This window comes from Telluria sp. ZT3P26 (assembly GCF_059686035.1).
Genome location: NZ_JCASII010000001.1, coordinates 1,448,626 through 1,466,161, shown reverse-complemented (window position 1 = coordinate 1,466,161; position 17,536 = coordinate 1,448,626). Strand labels below are relative to the sequence as shown.

The following is a 17,536-nucleotide window of genomic DNA, read 5'->3' as shown; positions in this document are numbered from 1 at the left end:
GGGTATCGGGGTAGCCGGCGATGGATTTTGTAGTAGTAGCCGGCGACAAGAACTAGCTAGTGTAGAGACACGGCCCTGGTCAGGTTTGATGTTCGTCAAATGCGATTTGACAACAAGAGCGGGGTCAGGCACGACGAGTTTCCCCACACAATATGCTTGCGAGATGGTATTGCACCGCACGCCACGACCGGTCGCCGGCTGCGTTATAGTAAGCCCCGATTTCGGCTTTCCCAACGGTAGAACTCCCCATGCGGCTGCTGCACACCTCCGACTGGCATCTTGGCCAGACCCTGCACAATTTCGACCGGATCCACGAACACCAGTGCTTCCTCGACTGGCTGGTCGATACGCTGGACGCTGAGCGCATCGATGTGCTGCTGATCGCGGGCGATATTTTCGATAACGCCAATCCGTCGTCGGCCGCCCACCGCCAGCTCTATCGTTTCCTGCAGCAGGCCCGCAGCCGCGTGCCCCATCTGCAGGTGGTGGTCATCGCGGGCAACCACGATTCCGCCGGCCGGCTGGAAGCGCCCACGCCGCTGCTCGAAGCCTATGGCACGATTGTCGTGGGCAATGTGCTGCGCAGCAGCGACGGCGAGGTCGACCTCGAGCGCCTGCTGGTGCCGCTGCATGACCGCGCCGGAAAGGTGGCGGCGTGGTGCCTGGCCGTGCCGTTCCTGCGCCCCGGCGATGTGCCGCGCCTGCGCGCCGCAGCGGGCGAGGCAGCCAGCGACGAGCCGGGCCTCGATCCGTATCTGCAGGGCACGACCCTGCTGTACCGCCAGGCGTATGCGCTGGCGCACGAACGCGCCACGGACGGCCAGGCCATCATCGCCATGGGCCACTGCCATATGGTCGATGGCCAGGCGTCGCTCGACTCCGAGCGCCGCATCGTCATCGGCGGCACCGAGGCGCTGCCCAGCAGCATGTTCGATCCGGGCATCGCCTACGCGGCGCTGGGTCACCTGCACCTGGCCCAGAAGGTCGGCGGGCGCGAGAATGTGCGTTACAGCGGCAGCCCGCTCCCGCTGTCATTTTCCGAAGTCAATTACCAGCATCAGGTGCTGCGGATCGACCTGGAAGGCGATCGTGCCGTGGAGATCACGCCGCTGTCCGTACCACGCGCGGTGGCCTTGCTGCGCGTGCCGGCCAAGCCTGCGCCGCTTGACGAGGCACTGGCGGCGCTGGAGGCGCTCGAACTCGATCCCGACCTGCCGCAGCACGCGTGGCCCTTTCTTGAAGTCAGGGTGCTGCTCGACGGGCCGGAACCAGGCCTGCGCGCGCGCATCGAGGCGGTACTGGCCGGCAAGCCCGTGCGCCTGGCCAAGATCGAACCGACGCGCAAGCACGTGGCCGTCGACGATACGGCGCTCGCACTGAGCCTGGACCAGCTGGCGCAACTGCAACCGGACGATGTGTTCCGGCGCCTGTGGCTGCAGAAATACGGCGCCGAAGCGCCACCGGAGCAGATCGCGTCGTTTGCCGAACTGTTCCACGCAGCGGAGGGCGAGCCGCGATGAAGATCCTGCGTATCAGCGGCAAGAACCTCGCTTCGCTGGCGGGCGAGTTTGCCATCGATTTCGAATCCGAACCGCTCGCATCCGCCGGCCTGTTTGCCATCAGCGGCCCGACCGGTGCCGGCAAGAGCACCCTGCTCGACGCGCTGTGCCTGGCGCTGTATGGCGACACGCCACGCCTGCTGAAGCGCTCCAGCACGCGCCTGCCGGATGTCGGCGAAGAAACGGTGACCGCACAGGATGCCCGTACGCTGCTGCGTCGTGGCGCCGCCGAAGGCTGGGCCGAGGTCGACTTCGTGGGGAGCGACGACCTGCGCTATCGCGCCCGCTGGGCCGTGCGGCGCTCGCGCAACAAGCCGAGCGGGGCCCTGCAGCCGGTCAAGATTTCGCTGAACCGCCTGCCCGACCTGATCCCCGTGGGCGGCACCAATACCGAAGCTGCGGCAGAGATCGTGCAACGCATCGGCCTGTCGTTCGAACAGTTCACGCGCGCCGTACTGCTGGCCCAGAACGAATTTTCGGCGTTTCTGAAGACCGACGAGAACGAGCGCGGCGAACTGCTCGAAACGCTGACCGGCACCACCGTCTACAGCGACATCTCGCGCCGGGCCTTCGAGCGCTACAAGGCCGAGCAGGTCCGCACCCAGGTCCTGCAATCCAGGCTGGCCAATGCCGCACCACTCTCGCCCGAGGACCGCGCGCTGCTGGAGGACGAGCGCACGAACGCCGACCTGGCACGGCAGGCACTGGACGATCGCCACGCCCTGCTCGAAGGGCAACTGCGCTGGCACCAGGAACTGGACAAGCTCACGCGCGGCGAAGCGCAGGCCGAGCAGGCACTGGCGGCGGCCAGCGCGCAGCGCGCGGAGGCCGGCGAGCGGCGCCAGCGCCTGGCCACGCTCGACGCGGTGCAGGCGGCGCGGCCCCTGACGCTGGAAGTGCAGCGCCTGGAAGCCGAGCGCCGGCAAGCCCATTCGGCCATCGAGACGACGCAAGCCCAGCTGGCGGCGGCGCTCGAAGTACGCCGTACCAGTGTGGCCGACACCGATGCCGCCACTGCGCAGCTGGATGCCGCCGAAGCAGCACTGCGCACCGCCACGCCGCAACTGGATGAGGCAAAGGCGCTCGATGCCGCGCTGGCGGCATTGGCGCCCAACCACGTGCAGGCCCAGTCGGCGCTTGACGCCGCGCGCACGCAGGCGCGCCAGGTCCGCGAGCAGCATCAGGCCAAATCCACTGCACTGGCACGCGCGCAGCAGGCCCGCGATGGCGCTGGCGCCTGGCTGGCGGCCCAATCGCGGCTGGACGCGGTGGCCGGCGCCTGGGGCCAATGGGAACGCCTGCTGCGCCAGGGCGAAGACACGCTCGCCACACTGGCGGCCAACACAGCGGCGGCAGAAGCACTCCAGACTCAGGCACTGGGCGCTGCCGAATGCGAGGCGCAGGCCACGGGCGCGCTGGCGGCCAGCACCGAGCGCCTCGATGCGCTGGAGACGACACGCCGCGCGGCGATGGCGGCGCTGGCCGGCGTCGATGCCGACGCCATCGGCATCGAGCGCCAGCAACTCGATGTGCGCCGCGAGCGCCTGGCGCAGGCCGAGAGAACCTGGTCCGACCTGTCGGCCGCACACGCCACGCTGGCCGGCCTGGCGCGCGACGCTGACCGCGTCGAGACAGCGCGCTCAAGCGCCGAACAAGGCCTGGGCGAAGCGCGCGCCGGCGCGCCGGCGCTGGAAGCAGCCATGACGCAGGCCGAGCGCTCGCTGGCGGCGGCGGAACTCGCATGCGCGGCGGATGTCGAACAGTTACGCGCGAACCTGCAGGACGACGCGCCCTGCCCTGTCTGCGGTGCGCACGAGCACCCGTATGCCCATCAGGCAGCGCCACTGAAGAACATGCTGGCCAGCCTGCGCGCCGAGGTCGACGGCTGCCGCCTGCGCGTGCGCGACAACAACGCGCTGCAGGCGCAGCATGCGGCGGCCGCCGGCGCGGCGCACGAGCGTCTGGCGGCGCTGATGCGAGAGCGCGGCACGCTGGGCGAGCGCGTCACCAGCCTCGAGCAGGCCTGGCACGCCGACCCGCTGGCTGCCGGCGCACCGCCGGACGCTGACGAACGCGCCGCCTGGTTCGGCGCCCAGCGCAATGCGCTGCGCGACGCGGTCGACGCGTTGGCCCGGCAAGAGCAACAGTGGCGCGCCGCCGCTGCCGCCCGCGACGCCGCACAGCGCGATGTCGACGCCGCCCAGTCCGATCTGGCGCGCCTGCGCCAGGCAGCGGATGCCGGGCGCGAAGCGGCGGCCGGGCTGCAGGCCGCGCTCAAGACCCACACGCTGCGCCGGGAAACCGCCGACACACAACTGGCTGCGCTGCTTGCTGAACTCGACGGGCCACTGGCCGATGCGCATGGCGATGGCTGGCAAGCGGCATGGCGGCGCGATCCGGCCAGCTGGCGCGCAGCACGCACGCACGAAGCCGCCGCGTGGCGTGAGCAGACCGATGCACTGGCCCACGCCACTGCCGCGATTGCCACACTGGACGTGGAAACGACGGCGCTGGCCACGCGTATCACCGAGATCGACGCCGCTGGCGCCCACAGTGCACTCGACTTCGAGCGCATCGACGCCGAATTCACCAGGAAACGCACGGCGCGCGCTGCCCTGTGGGCGGGCCGCCCCGCACGCGACGTCGAGCGCGAGCTGAACGCCGCCGTCACCAACGCGCGCGAAGCGCTCGCGGCGCGCCAGCTGGTGGCGCAGCACGCTGCCCAGGGCGAAACGACGGCGCGCACCGCACTGGCCGGCCTGGTCGAGCGCGTGGCGCAGCTCGACAGCGCCGGCGCAGCCGCGGCCACCGCGCTGGCCGACTGGCTGGACGACTACCGCAAGGATGCCGATGGCGTGGACGATATCGCCAATGCCGATGCGCTGGCCCGCCTGCTGCAAGTGGGCGCGGCGTGGCTGGCGCAGGAACGCACGGCGCTGAACGCCATTGACACCGCCGTCGGCCAGGCCACGGCGATCCTGCACGAGCGGTGCGCCCAGCGTCTGGCGCATCTGGCGTCGGCCCCGCCGGATGGCCAGCCGGTCGAGGCCGTCACTGCGGCGTTCGAGGCCATCCAGGCCGAGCGTCACGCAGCGATCGAAGCGTCGACCTCGGCGCGCCTGCGCGTGCTGCAGGACGACGAGCGGCGCGTGGCTGCGGCATCCAGCCTGCGCGAGATCGAGCAGCAACAGGTAGAGGAACAGCGCTGGGGCAAGCTGTCGGAGCTGATCGGTTCGAGCGACGGCAAGAAATTCCGCAACTACGCGCAGCAGTTCACCCTTGACGTGCTGCTTGGCTACGCGAATGCGCACCTGGCGCAGCTGGCCAGGCGCTATCGCCTCGAGCGCGTCAGCTACCAGGGCATGCCGTCGCTGGCGCTGATGGTGCGCGACCAGGACATGGGCGGCGAAGTGCGCTCGGTCAATTCGCTGTCCGGTGGCGAATCGTTCCTGGTGTCGCTCGCGCTGGCGCTGGGCCTGGCCTCGCTGTCATCGAACCGGGTGCGGGTCGAGTCGCTGTTCATCGACGAGGGCTTCGGCAGCCTCGACAGCGAAACGCTGGGCGTGGCGATGGACGCGCTGGACGCGCTGCAATCGCTGGGGCGCAAGGTGGGCGTGATTTCGCACGTGCAGGAGATGACCGAGCGCATCGCAACCAAGGTACTGGTGCGCCCGGCAGGTGGCGGCAGCAGCGCCGTGGTGGTCGAATGAACCGGGTCAGCCAGCATACCCGGGCGGTGTAAAATGCCGCCCTCCTTCCCTTTCCAAGCTCCGTGATCATGAAACCAGCCCGTACCCTGACATTCAAGTGCGCAAAATGCGCCAAACCGGTCACCGTCTACCTGCAAAAAGTTTCTGCCTGCTCGCACATCCAGCCTTATCAGGGCATCTGCGGCTGCGGTGAAGTCAAGCGCCACGCCACCGGCAATGCCGACGCTGTTGCGTCGTACCTCGCCTCGAGCGATGGCAACTGGAACCACCACCATTAATATCACCAATAAGATGGATCAGCCGATGGCACGCATCGAATGGACCGAGGACGGCGTCGAACGCTCGGCCGTCTGGCGCTCGGAGAGCGGCTGGCCCGCCCCGAAAAAAGTGGTGCTGGCCGACGACACGATGAGCGCCGACGCCGCCTACCGGCTGGCGCTGGACGGCACGGCCCTGCTGTGGCGCGGCGACTTCCAGAACGCGCGCCAGCTGGTGCAGGCGCTGGCGCGCCGGATCGACCACAAGGGCGAGCGGCCACGCCGCGCCAAGGCCGGCAAAGCCGCGCCCACACCGGTCGAAGCGTTCCACCGTCATCGCCTGTCCCAGTTGCAGCGGGCCCGCACGCTGGCGATGCTGGTGCTGCCGTTCGAGGCCGATCACAGCATCCCCCTGCGCCGCGCGCCCGATGCGCAGCAGGCCTGCCTGGAAGCGTACGGCCCGGTCGACGCGCCGTATGTCGCCTCGCTGCGCGAGTTGCTGGGCGTGATCGGCGCCCATGAGTGGCGCAGCAAGGGCGTCATGATCCCGGCGCTGAACGACCGCATCCACCCGTGGTACGGCGTGTTCTCGCCCGTGCGCGGCGAATACGTCGAGCTGGTGGCGCAGGCGCCGCTGCCTGCCGGCGCACAGCGCGCGTTCGACATCGGTGCCGGCACCGGCGTGCTGTCGGCCGTGCTGGCGCGGCGGGGCCTGGCGGTGCTGGCCACCGAGGTCGATCCGCGGGCGCTGGGCTGCGCGCGCGAAAACATCGCGCGCATGGGCCTGGCGTCGCAGGTCGAGATCGCGCAGACCGACCTGTTCCCGGAAGGCCGCGCGCCGCTGGTGGTCTGTAATCCACCGTGGCTCCCGGGCAAACCGAGCTCGGCGATCGAGTATGCGATCTACGATCCGGACAGTCGCATGCTGCGCGCGTTCCTGGCGGGCCTCGGCGCGCATCTGGAGGCCGGTGGCGAAGGCTGGCTGATCATGTCGGACTTTGCCGAGCACCTGGGCCTGCGCAGCCGTGACCAGTTGCTGGCATGGATTGCGGCGGGCGGCCTGGAAGTCATCGAGCGCCACGACACGCGGCCCGTGCACCCGCGCGCAACCGATGCCGACGATCCGCTGCACGCGGCGCGCTCGCAGGAAGTCACGTCGCTGTGGCGCCTGCGCAGCAGCGCCATCTGAGGGATTTGCCCCCTCTGCACGTCGCGCATTGCATATTGCTGCGCAGCGCGCTATAATTGCGCTGCGGGGTGGAGCAGTCTGGCAGCTCGTCGGGCTCATAACCCGAAGGTCACAGGTTCAAATCCTGTCCCCGCAACCAATTCAATACAAAAGCCCGACTCACAGAGCCGGGCTTTTGTTTTCTATGGCAACAAAATGCAACCTCGAAGGCAGAGGATGAGAGACAAGAAAGACCACGCAACGTTCGACCTGCCTGGTTTCGAGCCGGCAGCGCCGCTCGATACGGTCAGCGAACCCAAACGCACCGGCCCTCGTCCCCGCCGCAGTTCGCTCAAGCAAGAACAACTCTGCCTGATCGACGAAACCGACAACTCCGGCCTGCCTGTCTGGCGCCGCGACGACAAGCTCGACCTGACCGGCCTGCCGGTCTGGGCGCCCGATCCCCAATAGCGTCGGCCCTGCCGGCTGGAGGCTTCCATGCAATCCGATTCGTTTACCTCGCTGGCCCTCACGCCGCAATTTCTCGCCAACCTGACCACCCTCGGTTACGACCACATGACGCAGGTGCAGGCGGAAACGCTGCCCTCCGTCCTGGCTGGCAGCGACCTGATCGCGCAGGCCAAGACCGGCAGCGGCAAGACCGCAGCATTTGGCATCGGCATCCTGCACAAGCTCAATCCGGCCTGGTTCGCCATCCAGGGCCTGGTGCTGTGTCCGACGCGTGAACTGGCCGACCAGGTCGCCGGCGAGCTGCGCCGGCTGGCGCGCGGCGTGGGCAACGTCAAGATCCTGACACTCACTGGCGGCGTCTCGATGCGCCCGCAGATCGCCTCGCTCGAGCACGGCGCGCACATCGTCGTCGGCACGCCGGGCCGCATCCGCGACCACCTGGGCCGCGCGACGCTCGACCTGGCCAATGTGCAGACGCTGGTGCTGGACGAAGCCGACCGCATGACCGACATGGGCTTTTACGACGAGATCGCGGGCATCGTGTCGGCCACGCCGAAACATCGCCAGACGCTGCTGTTCTCGGCCACCTACCCGGACGATATCCGCTTCGCCACCCAAGGCTTCCTGCGCGATCCGCTGGAAGTGAAGGTCGAGGGCAAGCACAGCTTCGAGCAGATCGACCAGCGTTTTTATGAGATCGGCTTCGAAGGTCGCGAGGATGCCGTTGGCCGCCTGCTGCGCCATCACCGTCCGGTGTCGGCGCTGGCCTTCTGCAACACCAAGGCGCGCTGCCGCGAACTGGCCGACGCACTGCAGGCGCAGGGCTTTTCGGCGCGCGCGCTGTACGGCGAACTCGAACAGAGCGAGCGCGATGAAATCCTGGTGCTGTTCGCCAACCGCAGCTGCTCGGTCCTGGTGGCCACCGACGTCGCCGCGCGCGGCCTGGACATCGCCGACCTGGACACCGTGATCAATGTGGACGTGTCGAAAGACCCTGAGGTCCACGTGCACCGCATCGGCCGCACCGGCCGCGCCGGCGGCAGTGGCATGGCGCACACCCTGTGCGCGCCGAACGAAAAGAAATGGGTTGGCCTGATCGAGCAGTATCAGGACCAGCCGGCCGTCTGGGAAAGCCTGGCTGCGCTGGGCGACGACGCCGAACCGGCCGCCCCGGCGCCGATGGTCACGCTGGTGATCGCGGGCGGCAAGAAGGCCAAGCTGCGTCCGGGTGACCTGCTGGGCGCGCTGACGGGCGACGCCGGCCTGACGAAAGACCAGGTCGGCAAGATCAATATCGGCGAATTCAACAGCTACGTCGCGCTTGAGCGCAGTGTGGCGCAGGCTGCCGTCAAGCGCCTGGGCGAAGGCGATGCGCCGGGACCGGGCTTTGGCGTCATCAAGGGCCGCTGGTTCAAGATGCGTTTTCTGGACGCCTGAATGGTTGCGCGGCAACGCAGTTGCCGCGCACGCTTCAGTTGGGGGTACCGTCTTCCCCACAAATCTGGCATTATTTGCAATAAATAAACATTCGTTCGGCCCGCGCAAGCGGCGACCGGCAAGATGCCATGAACCCCAGCACGCCCCCGCAGCAACTCGATGGCCGCACGGTCCGCGAGATCGTCGAGTACAACCACGAGATGGTCAGCGAGCCCTGGTGCCGCCGCATCATCCGCCAGGTGCTGCAATCGCTCGAAGTCCAGTACGGCATGAACGTGCCGCACCGCCGCATCACGCCCGACAGCCTGCACATCCTTGACGCCGGTGACCCGATGCTGGTGCCGGGCTACAGCGAGCTGCCCGACACCGCCGTGCCCGCCGACTACGAAGCGCGCGACCTGTACGACCTGGCCGCCGTGATGCATTACGCGATTTCGCAGGAGCTGGCACCGGTCACGCAGCTGCGCATGCTGGGCCTGCCTGAATACAGCGAGAGTTTCCTCGCGGCGCTCGACCGCTGCCTGTCGCCCGATCCGGCCGTGCGCCCACAAACCATCGAGCAGATGCGCGGCCTGCTGGGCATTGCCGTCATCGCGCCAAAGCCCCCCATCTCGCTGCCGCCGATCGACGACGAGCCCGTGACGCCAGTGGTGCCGTTGCCAATGGCGACGCCAACCCCTCCACCGGCGCCCGAACCTCTTCGCGCGCCTGAACCAGTGCCGGTGCCAAAGCCGGCGCCGGCAGCAGCGCCCGCCCCCGGCCCGCTCCCGATGCGCGCCGCCGCCAATGCATCGACGCCAATGGCGCCAGCACCAACGCCGGTCGCTGCCCGGCGCAACAAGACACGCTGGCCGCTGATCATCGGCGCCATCGTCCTGATCCTGGCCGCGCTGGCCGCCTTGTTCCTACTCATGCGCCAGGCCGACCTGAGCGGCATGAAAGACATGTCTGCGCTGCCGGCAACGCCCGAGGTGCCGGTCCCGGCAGCCGCCCCGGCCCCACTGGTCACGCTGGCCGAAGAACCGCCACGGCTCGACGCCCCCGTCATCGACGAGACCGCACCGCGCGCGACCACTGCCACCCCGCCGCCGGCCAAACCCGACGTTGCCGTGCCACCGACTGCCGTGCGCCTGGCGCCGCAGGGCACACCGCCTGAAGCGGCTGTCGCTGGCACCACCTATAAACTCCTGATCCAGCCGTGGGGGACGATCGTCGTCGATGGCGTCGAGCGCGGCGCCACGCCGCCGCTCAAGCACATCACGCTGCCGCCGGGCGAGCACACGATCCGCATCGTCAACCCGGGCTTCCCCGAGCACACCGTGACCGTGCAGTCGGTCGAAGGCCAGAGCGGCACGATCGAACTTGACTTCACCGAGGAGACAAAGCCTTGAGTACCTGTTTCATGAAACACCTGTCTGCCGCAGCGCTGATCGCCGTGATGGCGACGGGCTGCGCCGAATTCGGCCCGGCACTGGGCGGCAAGGAAGCCGCGCGCGCCCATCCCCGCGCTGACGATGCGCGCCCGCGTGCCGAACGTGCCCAGCGCGCCGACCGCACGAACCGGCCCGCCGCCGGCACGGTCGACCGCAGCGATGTCGCGCTGCGCGAAGGCATCGCGCTGTACAACGACGGCGATTACAACGGCGCGATCCGGCGCCTGAACAGCGCCGACATGAAAAGCGGCACCCCGCGCGAACGCCTGTCGGCCGCCAAGTACACGGCGTTCAGCTATTGCGTGAGCGGGCGCCAGGCGCTGTGCCGCGAGACCTTCGACAGTGCGTTCCGCCTCGATCCGGCCTTCGACCTGAGCCCGGGCGAACATGGCCACCCGCTGTGGGGCCCGGCGTTCAGCCAGGCCAAGCAGGCGGCGCGCCGCTGATGGCTCAGGCGCTGACGCGCGCCCGGTAGGTGGGCGCGCGGCGGCGCCGGCTGGCCTGCTCGTAGGCATACGCCATCCCGATCAGCGCCGGCTCGCTCCACGCGGTGCCAACAAACGACAACCCGACCGGCAAGCCGTGCACGAAACCGGCGGGCACCGTGATGTGCGGGTAGCCGGCCACCGCTGCCGGCGATGAAAAACTCGCGCCGTAATGGTCGCCGTTGACGGTGTCGGTGAGCCAGGCCGGCCCGCCGGTGGGCGCCACCAGTGCGTCGAGCTTGTAGGCGCGCAGCACCTGGTCGATTCCCTTGTCGCGCGAATAGCGCTGGTTGTTGGCCAGCGCCTTCACGTAGTCACGCGCCTGCAGGCCGCCGGCCGCCTGCGCCGCGATCAGGTGTTCCTGGCCGAAGAACGGCATTTCGCGCGCTGCGTTGCGCAGGTTGAACGCAATGATGTCGGCCATGGTCTTGACCGGCGCATGCGGCGCATACGCCGCCAGCCACGCTTCGAGATCGGGCCGGAATTCGTGCAGCAGCACGGTCAGCTCCGACGCACCGTACTTGTCGGTATTCGGCACCGTGACATCCACCAGCACCGCGCCCTGCGACCTCAGCACGGCCAGCTCTTTTTCGATCAGCGCATTGACGCCATCGTGCCCGCCAAAGAAGTCACGCGCGACGCCGATGCGCTTGCCGCGCAAGCCATCCTTGCGCAGCGCGTTCGCATAATTGATGGCGGGGGCGCGCGCCGTCGCGCCGTCCTGCGGATCCGCACCCGCCAGCGCCGCCAGCAGCAGCGCCGCGTCCGCGACGCTGCGCGTCATCGGCCCGGCCGTATCCTGCGAATGCGCGATCGGAATGATGCCGCTGCGGCTGACCAGACCGAGGGTCGGCTTGATGCCGACGATGCCGCAGGTCGACGCGGGCGAGACGATCGAGCCATCCGTTTCGGTGCCAACGGCCAGCGTGGCCAGGCTGGCGGCCATTGCGGAGGCCGAGCCGGAACTCGAGCCGCTGGTGTTGCGGTCGAGCGCATACGGATTGCGCGTCAGGCCGCCCCGCCCGCTCCAGCCGCTGGTCGAACGCGTCGAGCGCATGTTCGCCCATTCCGACAGATTGGTCTTGCCCAGGATGACGGCGCCGGCACTGCGCAGGCGGGCCACGATGTGGGCGTCGCGCCGGGCCTTGACGCCGTCCAGCGCCAGCGAACCGGCAGTGGTGCTCATCTTGTCGGCGGTGGCGATATTGTCCTTGAGCAGGACAGGAATGCCGTGCAGCGGGCCGCGCAGCTTGCCGGCCTTGCGTTCGCGGTCGCGCTCGCGGGCGATCTCGAGTGCGTCGGGATTGATTTCGATGACCGAGCGCAGGCGCGGGCCGGCGCGGTCGATGGCCGCAATGCGGGCCAGATAGCGCGAGGTCAATTCATGCGCCGTCAGCTTGCCGGCGCGCATGGCCTGCCCCTGAGCGTGGACGCCGGCTTCGAGGATGGCGGCTGGTGCCGTTTTCGATGGTGCGGCCTGCGCCAGCACGCTCGTCCCGGCCACCGAACCAGTTACCGTACCCGCCACGCCCATTCGTACAAAATCCCTGCGCTCCATGCCCCTGTGCTCCGTCAAATGGCCAAGCAATAGCATAGCAGCAACGTGACAGGCAGACTGCCCGGCTGTGATAGGCGAAACGACTCACAGATAAGTCGATCATATATTGGACAAATCCTGCACCAACCGTCACCCTGATCCAATCATTGTTTTTGCATTATTCTGGGAGATTGCCATGCCGACTTACCGTTCACACACCACGACCCAGGGTCGCAATATGGCAGGCGCCCGTGCCCTCTGGCGCGCCACCGGCATGAAAGACGGCGACTTCGACAAGCCGATCATTGCCGTCGTCAACTCGTTCACCCAGTTCGTGCCGGGCCACGTCCACCTGAAAGACCTGGGCCAGCTGGTCGCACGCGAAATCGAAGCGGCTGGCGGCGTGGCCAAGGAATTCAACACCATCGCCGTCGACGACGGCATCGCGATGGGCCACGGCGGCATGCTGTATTCGCTGCCCTCGCGCGACCTGATCGCCGACTCGGTCGAATACATGGTCAACGCGCACTGCGCCGACGCGATGGTCTGCATCTCGAACTGCGACAAGATCACGCCCGGCATGCTGATGGCCGCGATGCGCCTGAACATTCCGACCGTGTTCGTCTCGGGCGGCCCGATGGAAGCCGGCAAGGTCATCAAGGTCGTGAACAACGAACGCAAGGTCATCAAGCTCGACCTGATCGACGCAATGATCAAGGCCGGCGACGCCACCGTGTCGGACGCGGATGTGGCAGAGATCGAGCGCTCGGCCTGTCCGACCTGCGGTTCGTGCTCGGGCATGTTCACGGCCAACTCGATGAATTGCCTGACCGAGGCGCTGGGCCTGGCGCTGCCGGGCAACGGCACGATCGTCGCGACCCACGCCGACCGCAAGGAACTGTTCCTGCGCGCCGGCCGCCTGATCGTCGAAACCGCCAAGCGCCACTACGAGCAAGACGATTACTCGGTGCTGCCGCGCTCGATCGCGACCAAGACCGCATTCGAGAACGCGATGGCGCTCGACGTGTCGATGGGCGGCTCGACCAACACGGTGCTGCACCTGCTGGCCGCCGCGCACGAAGCCGAAGTCGACTTCACGATGGCCGACATCGACCGCATCTCGCGCCTGGTGCCCTGCCTGTGCAAGGTGGCGCCGATGACCGACAAATACCATATCGAAGACGTGCACCGCGCCGGCGGCATCTTCTCGATCCTGGGCGAACTGGCGCGTGCCGGCCTGTTCGACACGTCGCTGCCGACGATCCACAGCCCGACGATGGCTGCCGCCATTGAAAAGTACGACATCGCGGTCAGCACCGACGACGCCGTGCACCAGTGGTTCCGCGCAGCGCCCGGCGGCGTGCCGACCCAGGTGGCATTCTCGCAGGCGGAGCGCTACGAGAAGAACGACCTCGACCGCGCCATGGGTTGCATCCGCGACCGCGAGCACGCATATTCGAAGGATGGCGGGCTGGCGGTCCTGTACGGCAATATCGCCGAAAAAGGTTGTATCGTGAAGACGGCCGGCGTGGACGAGAGCATCCTCAAGTTCTCCGGCAAGGCGCGCGTGTTCGAAAGCCAGGATGCAGCGGTCGAAGCGATCCTGGGCGACAACGTGGTGGCGGGCGATGTCGTGATCATCCGCTACGAAGGCCCGAAAGGCGGACCAGGCATGCAGGAAATGCTGTACCCGACTTCGTACATCAAGTCCAAGGGCCTGGGCAAAGCCTGCGCGCTGTTCACCGATGGCCGCTTCTCGGGCGGTTCGTCGGGGCTGGTGATCGGACATGCGTCGCCGGAGGCGGCCGAAGGCGGCGCAATCGGGCTGGTGCAGGAAGGCGACATGGTCGACATCGACATCCCCGAGCGCACTATCAACCTGCGCGTGACGACCGAGGAACTGGCGCACCGCCGCGCGGCGATGGACGCGCTGGGCGCGGACGCGTGGCTGCCGCTGGGGCGCGAGCGTTACGTGTCGCAGGCGCTGCAGGCGTATGCGGCGCTGACCACGTCGGCCGATCGCGGCGCGGTGCGGGATCTGGCGCAGCTGCGCCGCAGGTAGGGTTGGTTTGTACTGGCTGTAGGGTGGGCGGCTACGCCGTCCACGCGTTCAAACCAAACCGGCGCCGTGTTGAAGCGCATGGTTCGTTGGGCTTGATTGAACGCGTGGACGGCAAAGCCGTCCACCCTACGTCAACGTCACCGCACCATCCGATGTTGCACGATTTGGTTTGCCCCGCCCATAAAAAAACGCTGCCAAGGCAGCGTTTTTTTTTGGAGAAACCCGTGCTTAGTTACGCACGACTTTCTTGTACTCGTTGGTACGGGTGTCGATTTCGATCATGTCGTCGCCGCTGACGAACAACGGCACCATCACGGTGTGCTGCTTGCCTTCGATGGCGTTTTCGATCTTGGCTTCTTTCAGGACGTTGCCCGACGTGTTGCCCTTGACTGCTGGCTCCGAGTACACGATCTGGCGTGCGATCGTGGTTGGCAGTTCGACCGAGATGGCCTTGCCGTCATAGAACACGGCTTCGCATTCCATGCCGTCCTTTAGGTAGAACAGGGCGTCGCCCAGGTTCTCTTCTTCGATTTCGAACTGTTCGTAATCGGCGTCCATGAAGACGTACAGCGGATCAGCGAAGTACGAGTAGGTCACTGGCTTCTTGTCCAGAACGACGACGTCGAACTTGTCATCGCCACGGAACACGTTTTCCAGTGGTGCATTGGTCAGAAGATTTTTCATCTTCCACTTGTAGGTGAAGCCCGTGCGGCTCGAGCCGTTGACGTCGGAACGCAGCACGATGAACGGCTTTTCATCAACCATGATGATGTTGCCAACACGAATTTCTTTTGCGGGTTTCATAGATATTTTACGTAAAAAGATAGTTGCATTAAATCATCGCCGGCTGGTGGGCTGAAGGCCCCGGACCTGCGTTTGATCGTCGGAATCCGTTAGAAACTAACCGGGCATTATACGCTGTTTTCCTGGGCCAACCGCAGATCGCGCACGAAATCGAGCAGTTGCGTGACCAGGTCGCCCTGTGCGAGCACCGTCTGGCACCACGCATCGGCCTGTGCTGCGATGGCGGGCAACGCGGTTTCCAGTGCATTCCAGGCGGCATCGTGGTCGCTCACTGACTGCGCACCATTCCAGCCAAGCATGTACGCCGCCAGTGCCGGCGCCTGCTGCGCATAGAGCGCGAGGAATGCACGCAGCTTCTTGTGATGCAGGTTGTCGTCCTGCGGATAGATGTGCCAGACGAACGGGCGAGCCGCCCATTGGGCCCGCACCCATGAATCTTCGCCCCGCACAAAATTGACCTCACAGGCCCACAGCAGCAGGTCGTACTCGTCCTGGGGCAGGAATGGCAGCACGCGCACGGTCAGCCGGCCATGGGTGGCGCTCGCGCCGGCGAATGGCGCGGCGCCCAGGAAGGCGGCGACCTGCTCCGGCGCCACGCCTTCCGGCACCAGGCACAGCGTGGGTGCGGCGCCGCTGCGCCACGTCTCGAACAGTGCGGTGACCGGCGCACCCGGGTAGCAGAACAGCGACACCTTGCGCCCTTCTGCCTCGGTCGGGGTCACGCCAAAGCGCGCCAAAAACGCGTTCACTGCAGCCGGGTCGTTTTGGAACGCATGACGGCGCGCCTCCAGACCGGCTTCGTGCAGCAACCCGCCCGTGCGCGCATTGAATCCGGGGAAATAGAAATGCTTCGTCAAGCGCAGGCGCGGGTGCATCGACGGCAGGCGATGGCAACCCTCGACCCAGTCCTCGGCCGTCAGGCCCTCGTAGTTCAGCCAGACCGGGCGCGGCGTGCGCGTGGCCATCGCCCGCTGATAGTCCGGCGGCAGCTCGCAGCCGAAGAACTCGATGACGACGTCGGGAATGTCATGCGCGTGAAATTCGCCATCCTGATCCTGCCAGTGGCGCACCAGTACGCCAAGTATGGGTTGCTGCGCAGCCGCCGGATCGACCTCGGGGCAGATGCGCCGGAAACTGGCCAGATCATCAACCCACAGCGTGACTGCCACCCCATGCTCGTGGCACAGCTGGCGCGCCAGGCGCCAGCAAATGCCGATGTCGCCATAGTTATCGATGACCTTGCAGAAAATCGCCAGCGACGGTGTGGAGGAAGACAGGGACATGGAGGCGGGCGGCGCCGTGACGCGCGAATACGGGGTCGTCATTTTACCCCGAATTTGGAGGGTGATTTTTCTCAAGCCCCAGTGCGCATTGCAAAGAAACTTGGGCCTATCTGGCGCGCGTCTGCGCTACCGCAAGGCGCGATTTTAACGTTGTCCACATCGCCATTACGACAAAACTTCACCGCAAGCCACCGGTCGAACGCCTACCTGCAGGAAAAGCAGCCTCGAAAGGCCGCCATCCTGCCCTTCCCTCGCGCCACCGGTCACACCGGGTCGCGAATCATATGAACACGGTCGTGTATGGCGGGCCCTTGCTGTTTCAAGCCGGCGTCAGCGCGATCGAATAACCGGAGGCTCGTACCATGAACGAATTTCAACAACCATTTGCTCAACCACAGTTTGCACCACAGGGTCTGGGCAGCATGTTTGGCGGCGCGCTCGGTGGCGTCGTCGGGCGCGGCATCGGCGGCTGGTTTGGCAACAGCGGCGCGGGCGGTCGCATTGGCGAAGCCGCCGGTAATTTCCTCGGCCACCTGTCGCCATTTGCGGCCGATCCCGCTGGCGGCATGGGCATGCAACAGCAGGTCGATCCGCAGCAGCTGCAGCAACTTCAGCAACTACAGCAGCTGCAGCAGCTGCAACAGCAACAGCAAGTCCAGCAGATGCAGCAGTTGCAACAGCAAGGACAGCTGACCCCGCAAGGTGGTTTCTTCGGTAATCTGATCAGCACGATCGGCAAGCCGGCCGGCACCCTGGTCGGGCACGTCACCGGCAACCGCCAACTCGGCAACATGATCAGCGACTATTCGGGGTATGCCCGGATGCTGCCGCTCGGTGCCGATCCGCAGGCACAGCAGCAGACGCAACCGCAACATCCGCTGGTCCAGCTGCAGCAGCTTCAGGCACAGCAACAGCAATTGCAGCAACTCTTGCAGCAAGTGCAGCAACAGGCCGCGATGTTGCAGGAGACCATCGTGCAGCAAGGCGGTCAACTGGCACCGCAGGGCTGGCTCAGCAATGCTATCACCCAGTATGCACGGCCAGTCGGCAGCTTCCTCGGCGAACAGTTGGGCAACCAGGGCCTGGGCGCCGCGATCGGCGGCGTGGCGGCGCAGCTTGGCCGCTATGTGCCGGCGACGGCTGATCCGTACGGGCAGCAGTTCGGTGGTCAGTTCAGTGGTCAATTCCCCGGTCAGCAAGCGCAGTACGGCCAGGCAGGCCAGTTCGGCCAGCAAACCGTCCACTAACGGCTGATACCCACGACACCATGCCCCACCCGCCAGGTCATTGCCGCCAGACGCCGGCAATGACCTGGCATCGAGGAGTCCCT

The 17,536-nt window shown here is 66.8% G+C and carries 13 protein-coding genes and 1 tRNA gene; 11 read left to right on the top strand and 3 right to left on the bottom strand.

Going from position 1 to position 17,536, the window contains the following annotated elements; genetic code table 11:
• The first annotated feature begins 248 nt into the window (after positions 1–248).
• From AC56LN_RS06495 to AC56LN_RS06455, 9 genes are all read left to right on the top strand, one after another.
• Positions 249–1,520, top strand: coding sequence for an exonuclease SbcCD subunit D C-terminal domain-containing protein (locus tag AC56LN_RS06495; protein WP_499570496.1), 1,272 nt, complete (start codon positions 249–251; stop codon positions 1,518–1,520).
• Positions 1,517–5,269, top strand: coding sequence for an AAA family ATPase (locus tag AC56LN_RS06490; protein WP_499570494.1), 3,753 nt, complete (start codon positions 1,517–1,519; stop codon positions 5,267–5,269). Before AC56LN_RS06495 ends, AC56LN_RS06490 begins: the two co-directional genes overlap by 4 nt.
• 68 nt (positions 5,270–5,337) lie before the next feature.
• Positions 5,338–5,547, top strand: coding sequence for a hypothetical protein (locus tag AC56LN_RS06485; RefSeq protein ID WP_482899328.1), 210 nt, complete (start codon positions 5,338–5,340; stop codon positions 5,545–5,547).
• 25 nt (positions 5,548–5,572) lie between these two features.
• Positions 5,573–6,715 (top strand): methyltransferase, encoded by a 1,143-nt coding sequence (locus AC56LN_RS06480; protein WP_499570492.1) that lies wholly within the window; start codon positions 5,573–5,575, stop codon positions 6,713–6,715.
• A gap of 62 nt (positions 6,716–6,777) precedes the next feature.
• Positions 6,778–6,854: transfer RNA gene (locus tag AC56LN_RS06475), tRNA-Met, on the top strand.
• Between the two features lie 77 nt (positions 6,855–6,931).
• A complete protein-coding gene (locus AC56LN_RS06470) occupies positions 6,932–7,165 on the top strand; it encodes a hypothetical protein (RefSeq protein ID WP_499570490.1) in 234 nt (77 codons plus the stop codon).
• Between the two features lie 27 nt (positions 7,166–7,192).
• The gene (dbpA, locus tag AC56LN_RS06465) at positions 7,193–8,602 is read left to right on the top strand and encodes an ATP-dependent RNA helicase DbpA (protein WP_258834760.1); all 1,410 of its coding nucleotides are present in this window, start codon (positions 7,193–7,195) and stop codon (positions 8,600–8,602) included.
• Positions 8,603–8,730: 128 nt separating this feature from the next.
• Positions 8,731–9,993 carry a PEGA domain-containing protein gene (locus AC56LN_RS06460; RefSeq protein ID WP_499570488.1) on the top strand — a complete coding sequence of 421 codons (1,263 nt, stop codon included), beginning with the start codon at positions 8,731–8,733 and terminating at the stop codon, positions 9,991–9,993.
• Positions 9,994–10,004: 11 nt separating this feature from the next.
• Positions 10,005–10,481 (top strand): TssQ family T6SS-associated lipoprotein, encoded by a 477-nt coding sequence (locus tag AC56LN_RS06455; protein ID WP_499570487.1) that lies wholly within the window; start codon positions 10,005–10,007, stop codon positions 10,479–10,481.
• A 4-nt stretch (positions 10,482–10,485) separates the two neighbouring features.
• Here the strand turns inward: AC56LN_RS06455 and AC56LN_RS06450 are convergent, their stop codons facing one another.
• Entirely contained in the window at positions 10,486–12,078 is a 1,593-nt protein-coding gene (locus AC56LN_RS06450) for an amidase (protein ID WP_499570485.1), read from the bottom strand.
• A 175-nt stretch (positions 12,079–12,253) separates the two neighbouring features.
• On the opposite strand from AC56LN_RS06450, the gene ilvD reads away from it, so the two are divergent.
• A complete protein-coding gene (ilvD, locus tag AC56LN_RS06445) occupies positions 12,254–14,119 on the top strand; it encodes a dihydroxy-acid dehydratase (RefSeq protein ID WP_499570484.1) in 1,866 nt (621 codons plus the stop codon).
• Between the two features lie 228 nt (positions 14,120–14,347).
• On the opposite strand, the gene AC56LN_RS06440 is transcribed toward ilvD, so the two are convergent.
• Complete coding sequence (locus AC56LN_RS06440) at positions 14,348–14,923, bottom strand: elongation factor P (RefSeq protein WP_343025486.1); 576 nt, start codon at positions 14,921–14,923, stop codon at positions 14,348–14,350.
• Positions 14,924–15,030: 107 nt separating this feature from the next.
• Positions 15,031–16,206 (bottom strand): elongation factor P maturation arginine rhamnosyltransferase EarP, encoded by a 1,176-nt coding sequence (earP, locus tag AC56LN_RS06435; RefSeq protein WP_499570787.1) that lies wholly within the window; start codon positions 16,204–16,206, stop codon positions 15,031–15,033.
• A gap of 422 nt (positions 16,207–16,628) precedes the next feature.
• On the opposite strand from earP, the gene AC56LN_RS06430 reads away from it, so the two are divergent.
• Positions 16,629–17,453 (top strand): hypothetical protein, encoded by an 825-nt coding sequence (locus AC56LN_RS06430; protein ID WP_499570483.1) that lies wholly within the window; start codon positions 16,629–16,631, stop codon positions 17,451–17,453.
• Positions 17,454–17,536: the final 83 nt, after the last annotated feature.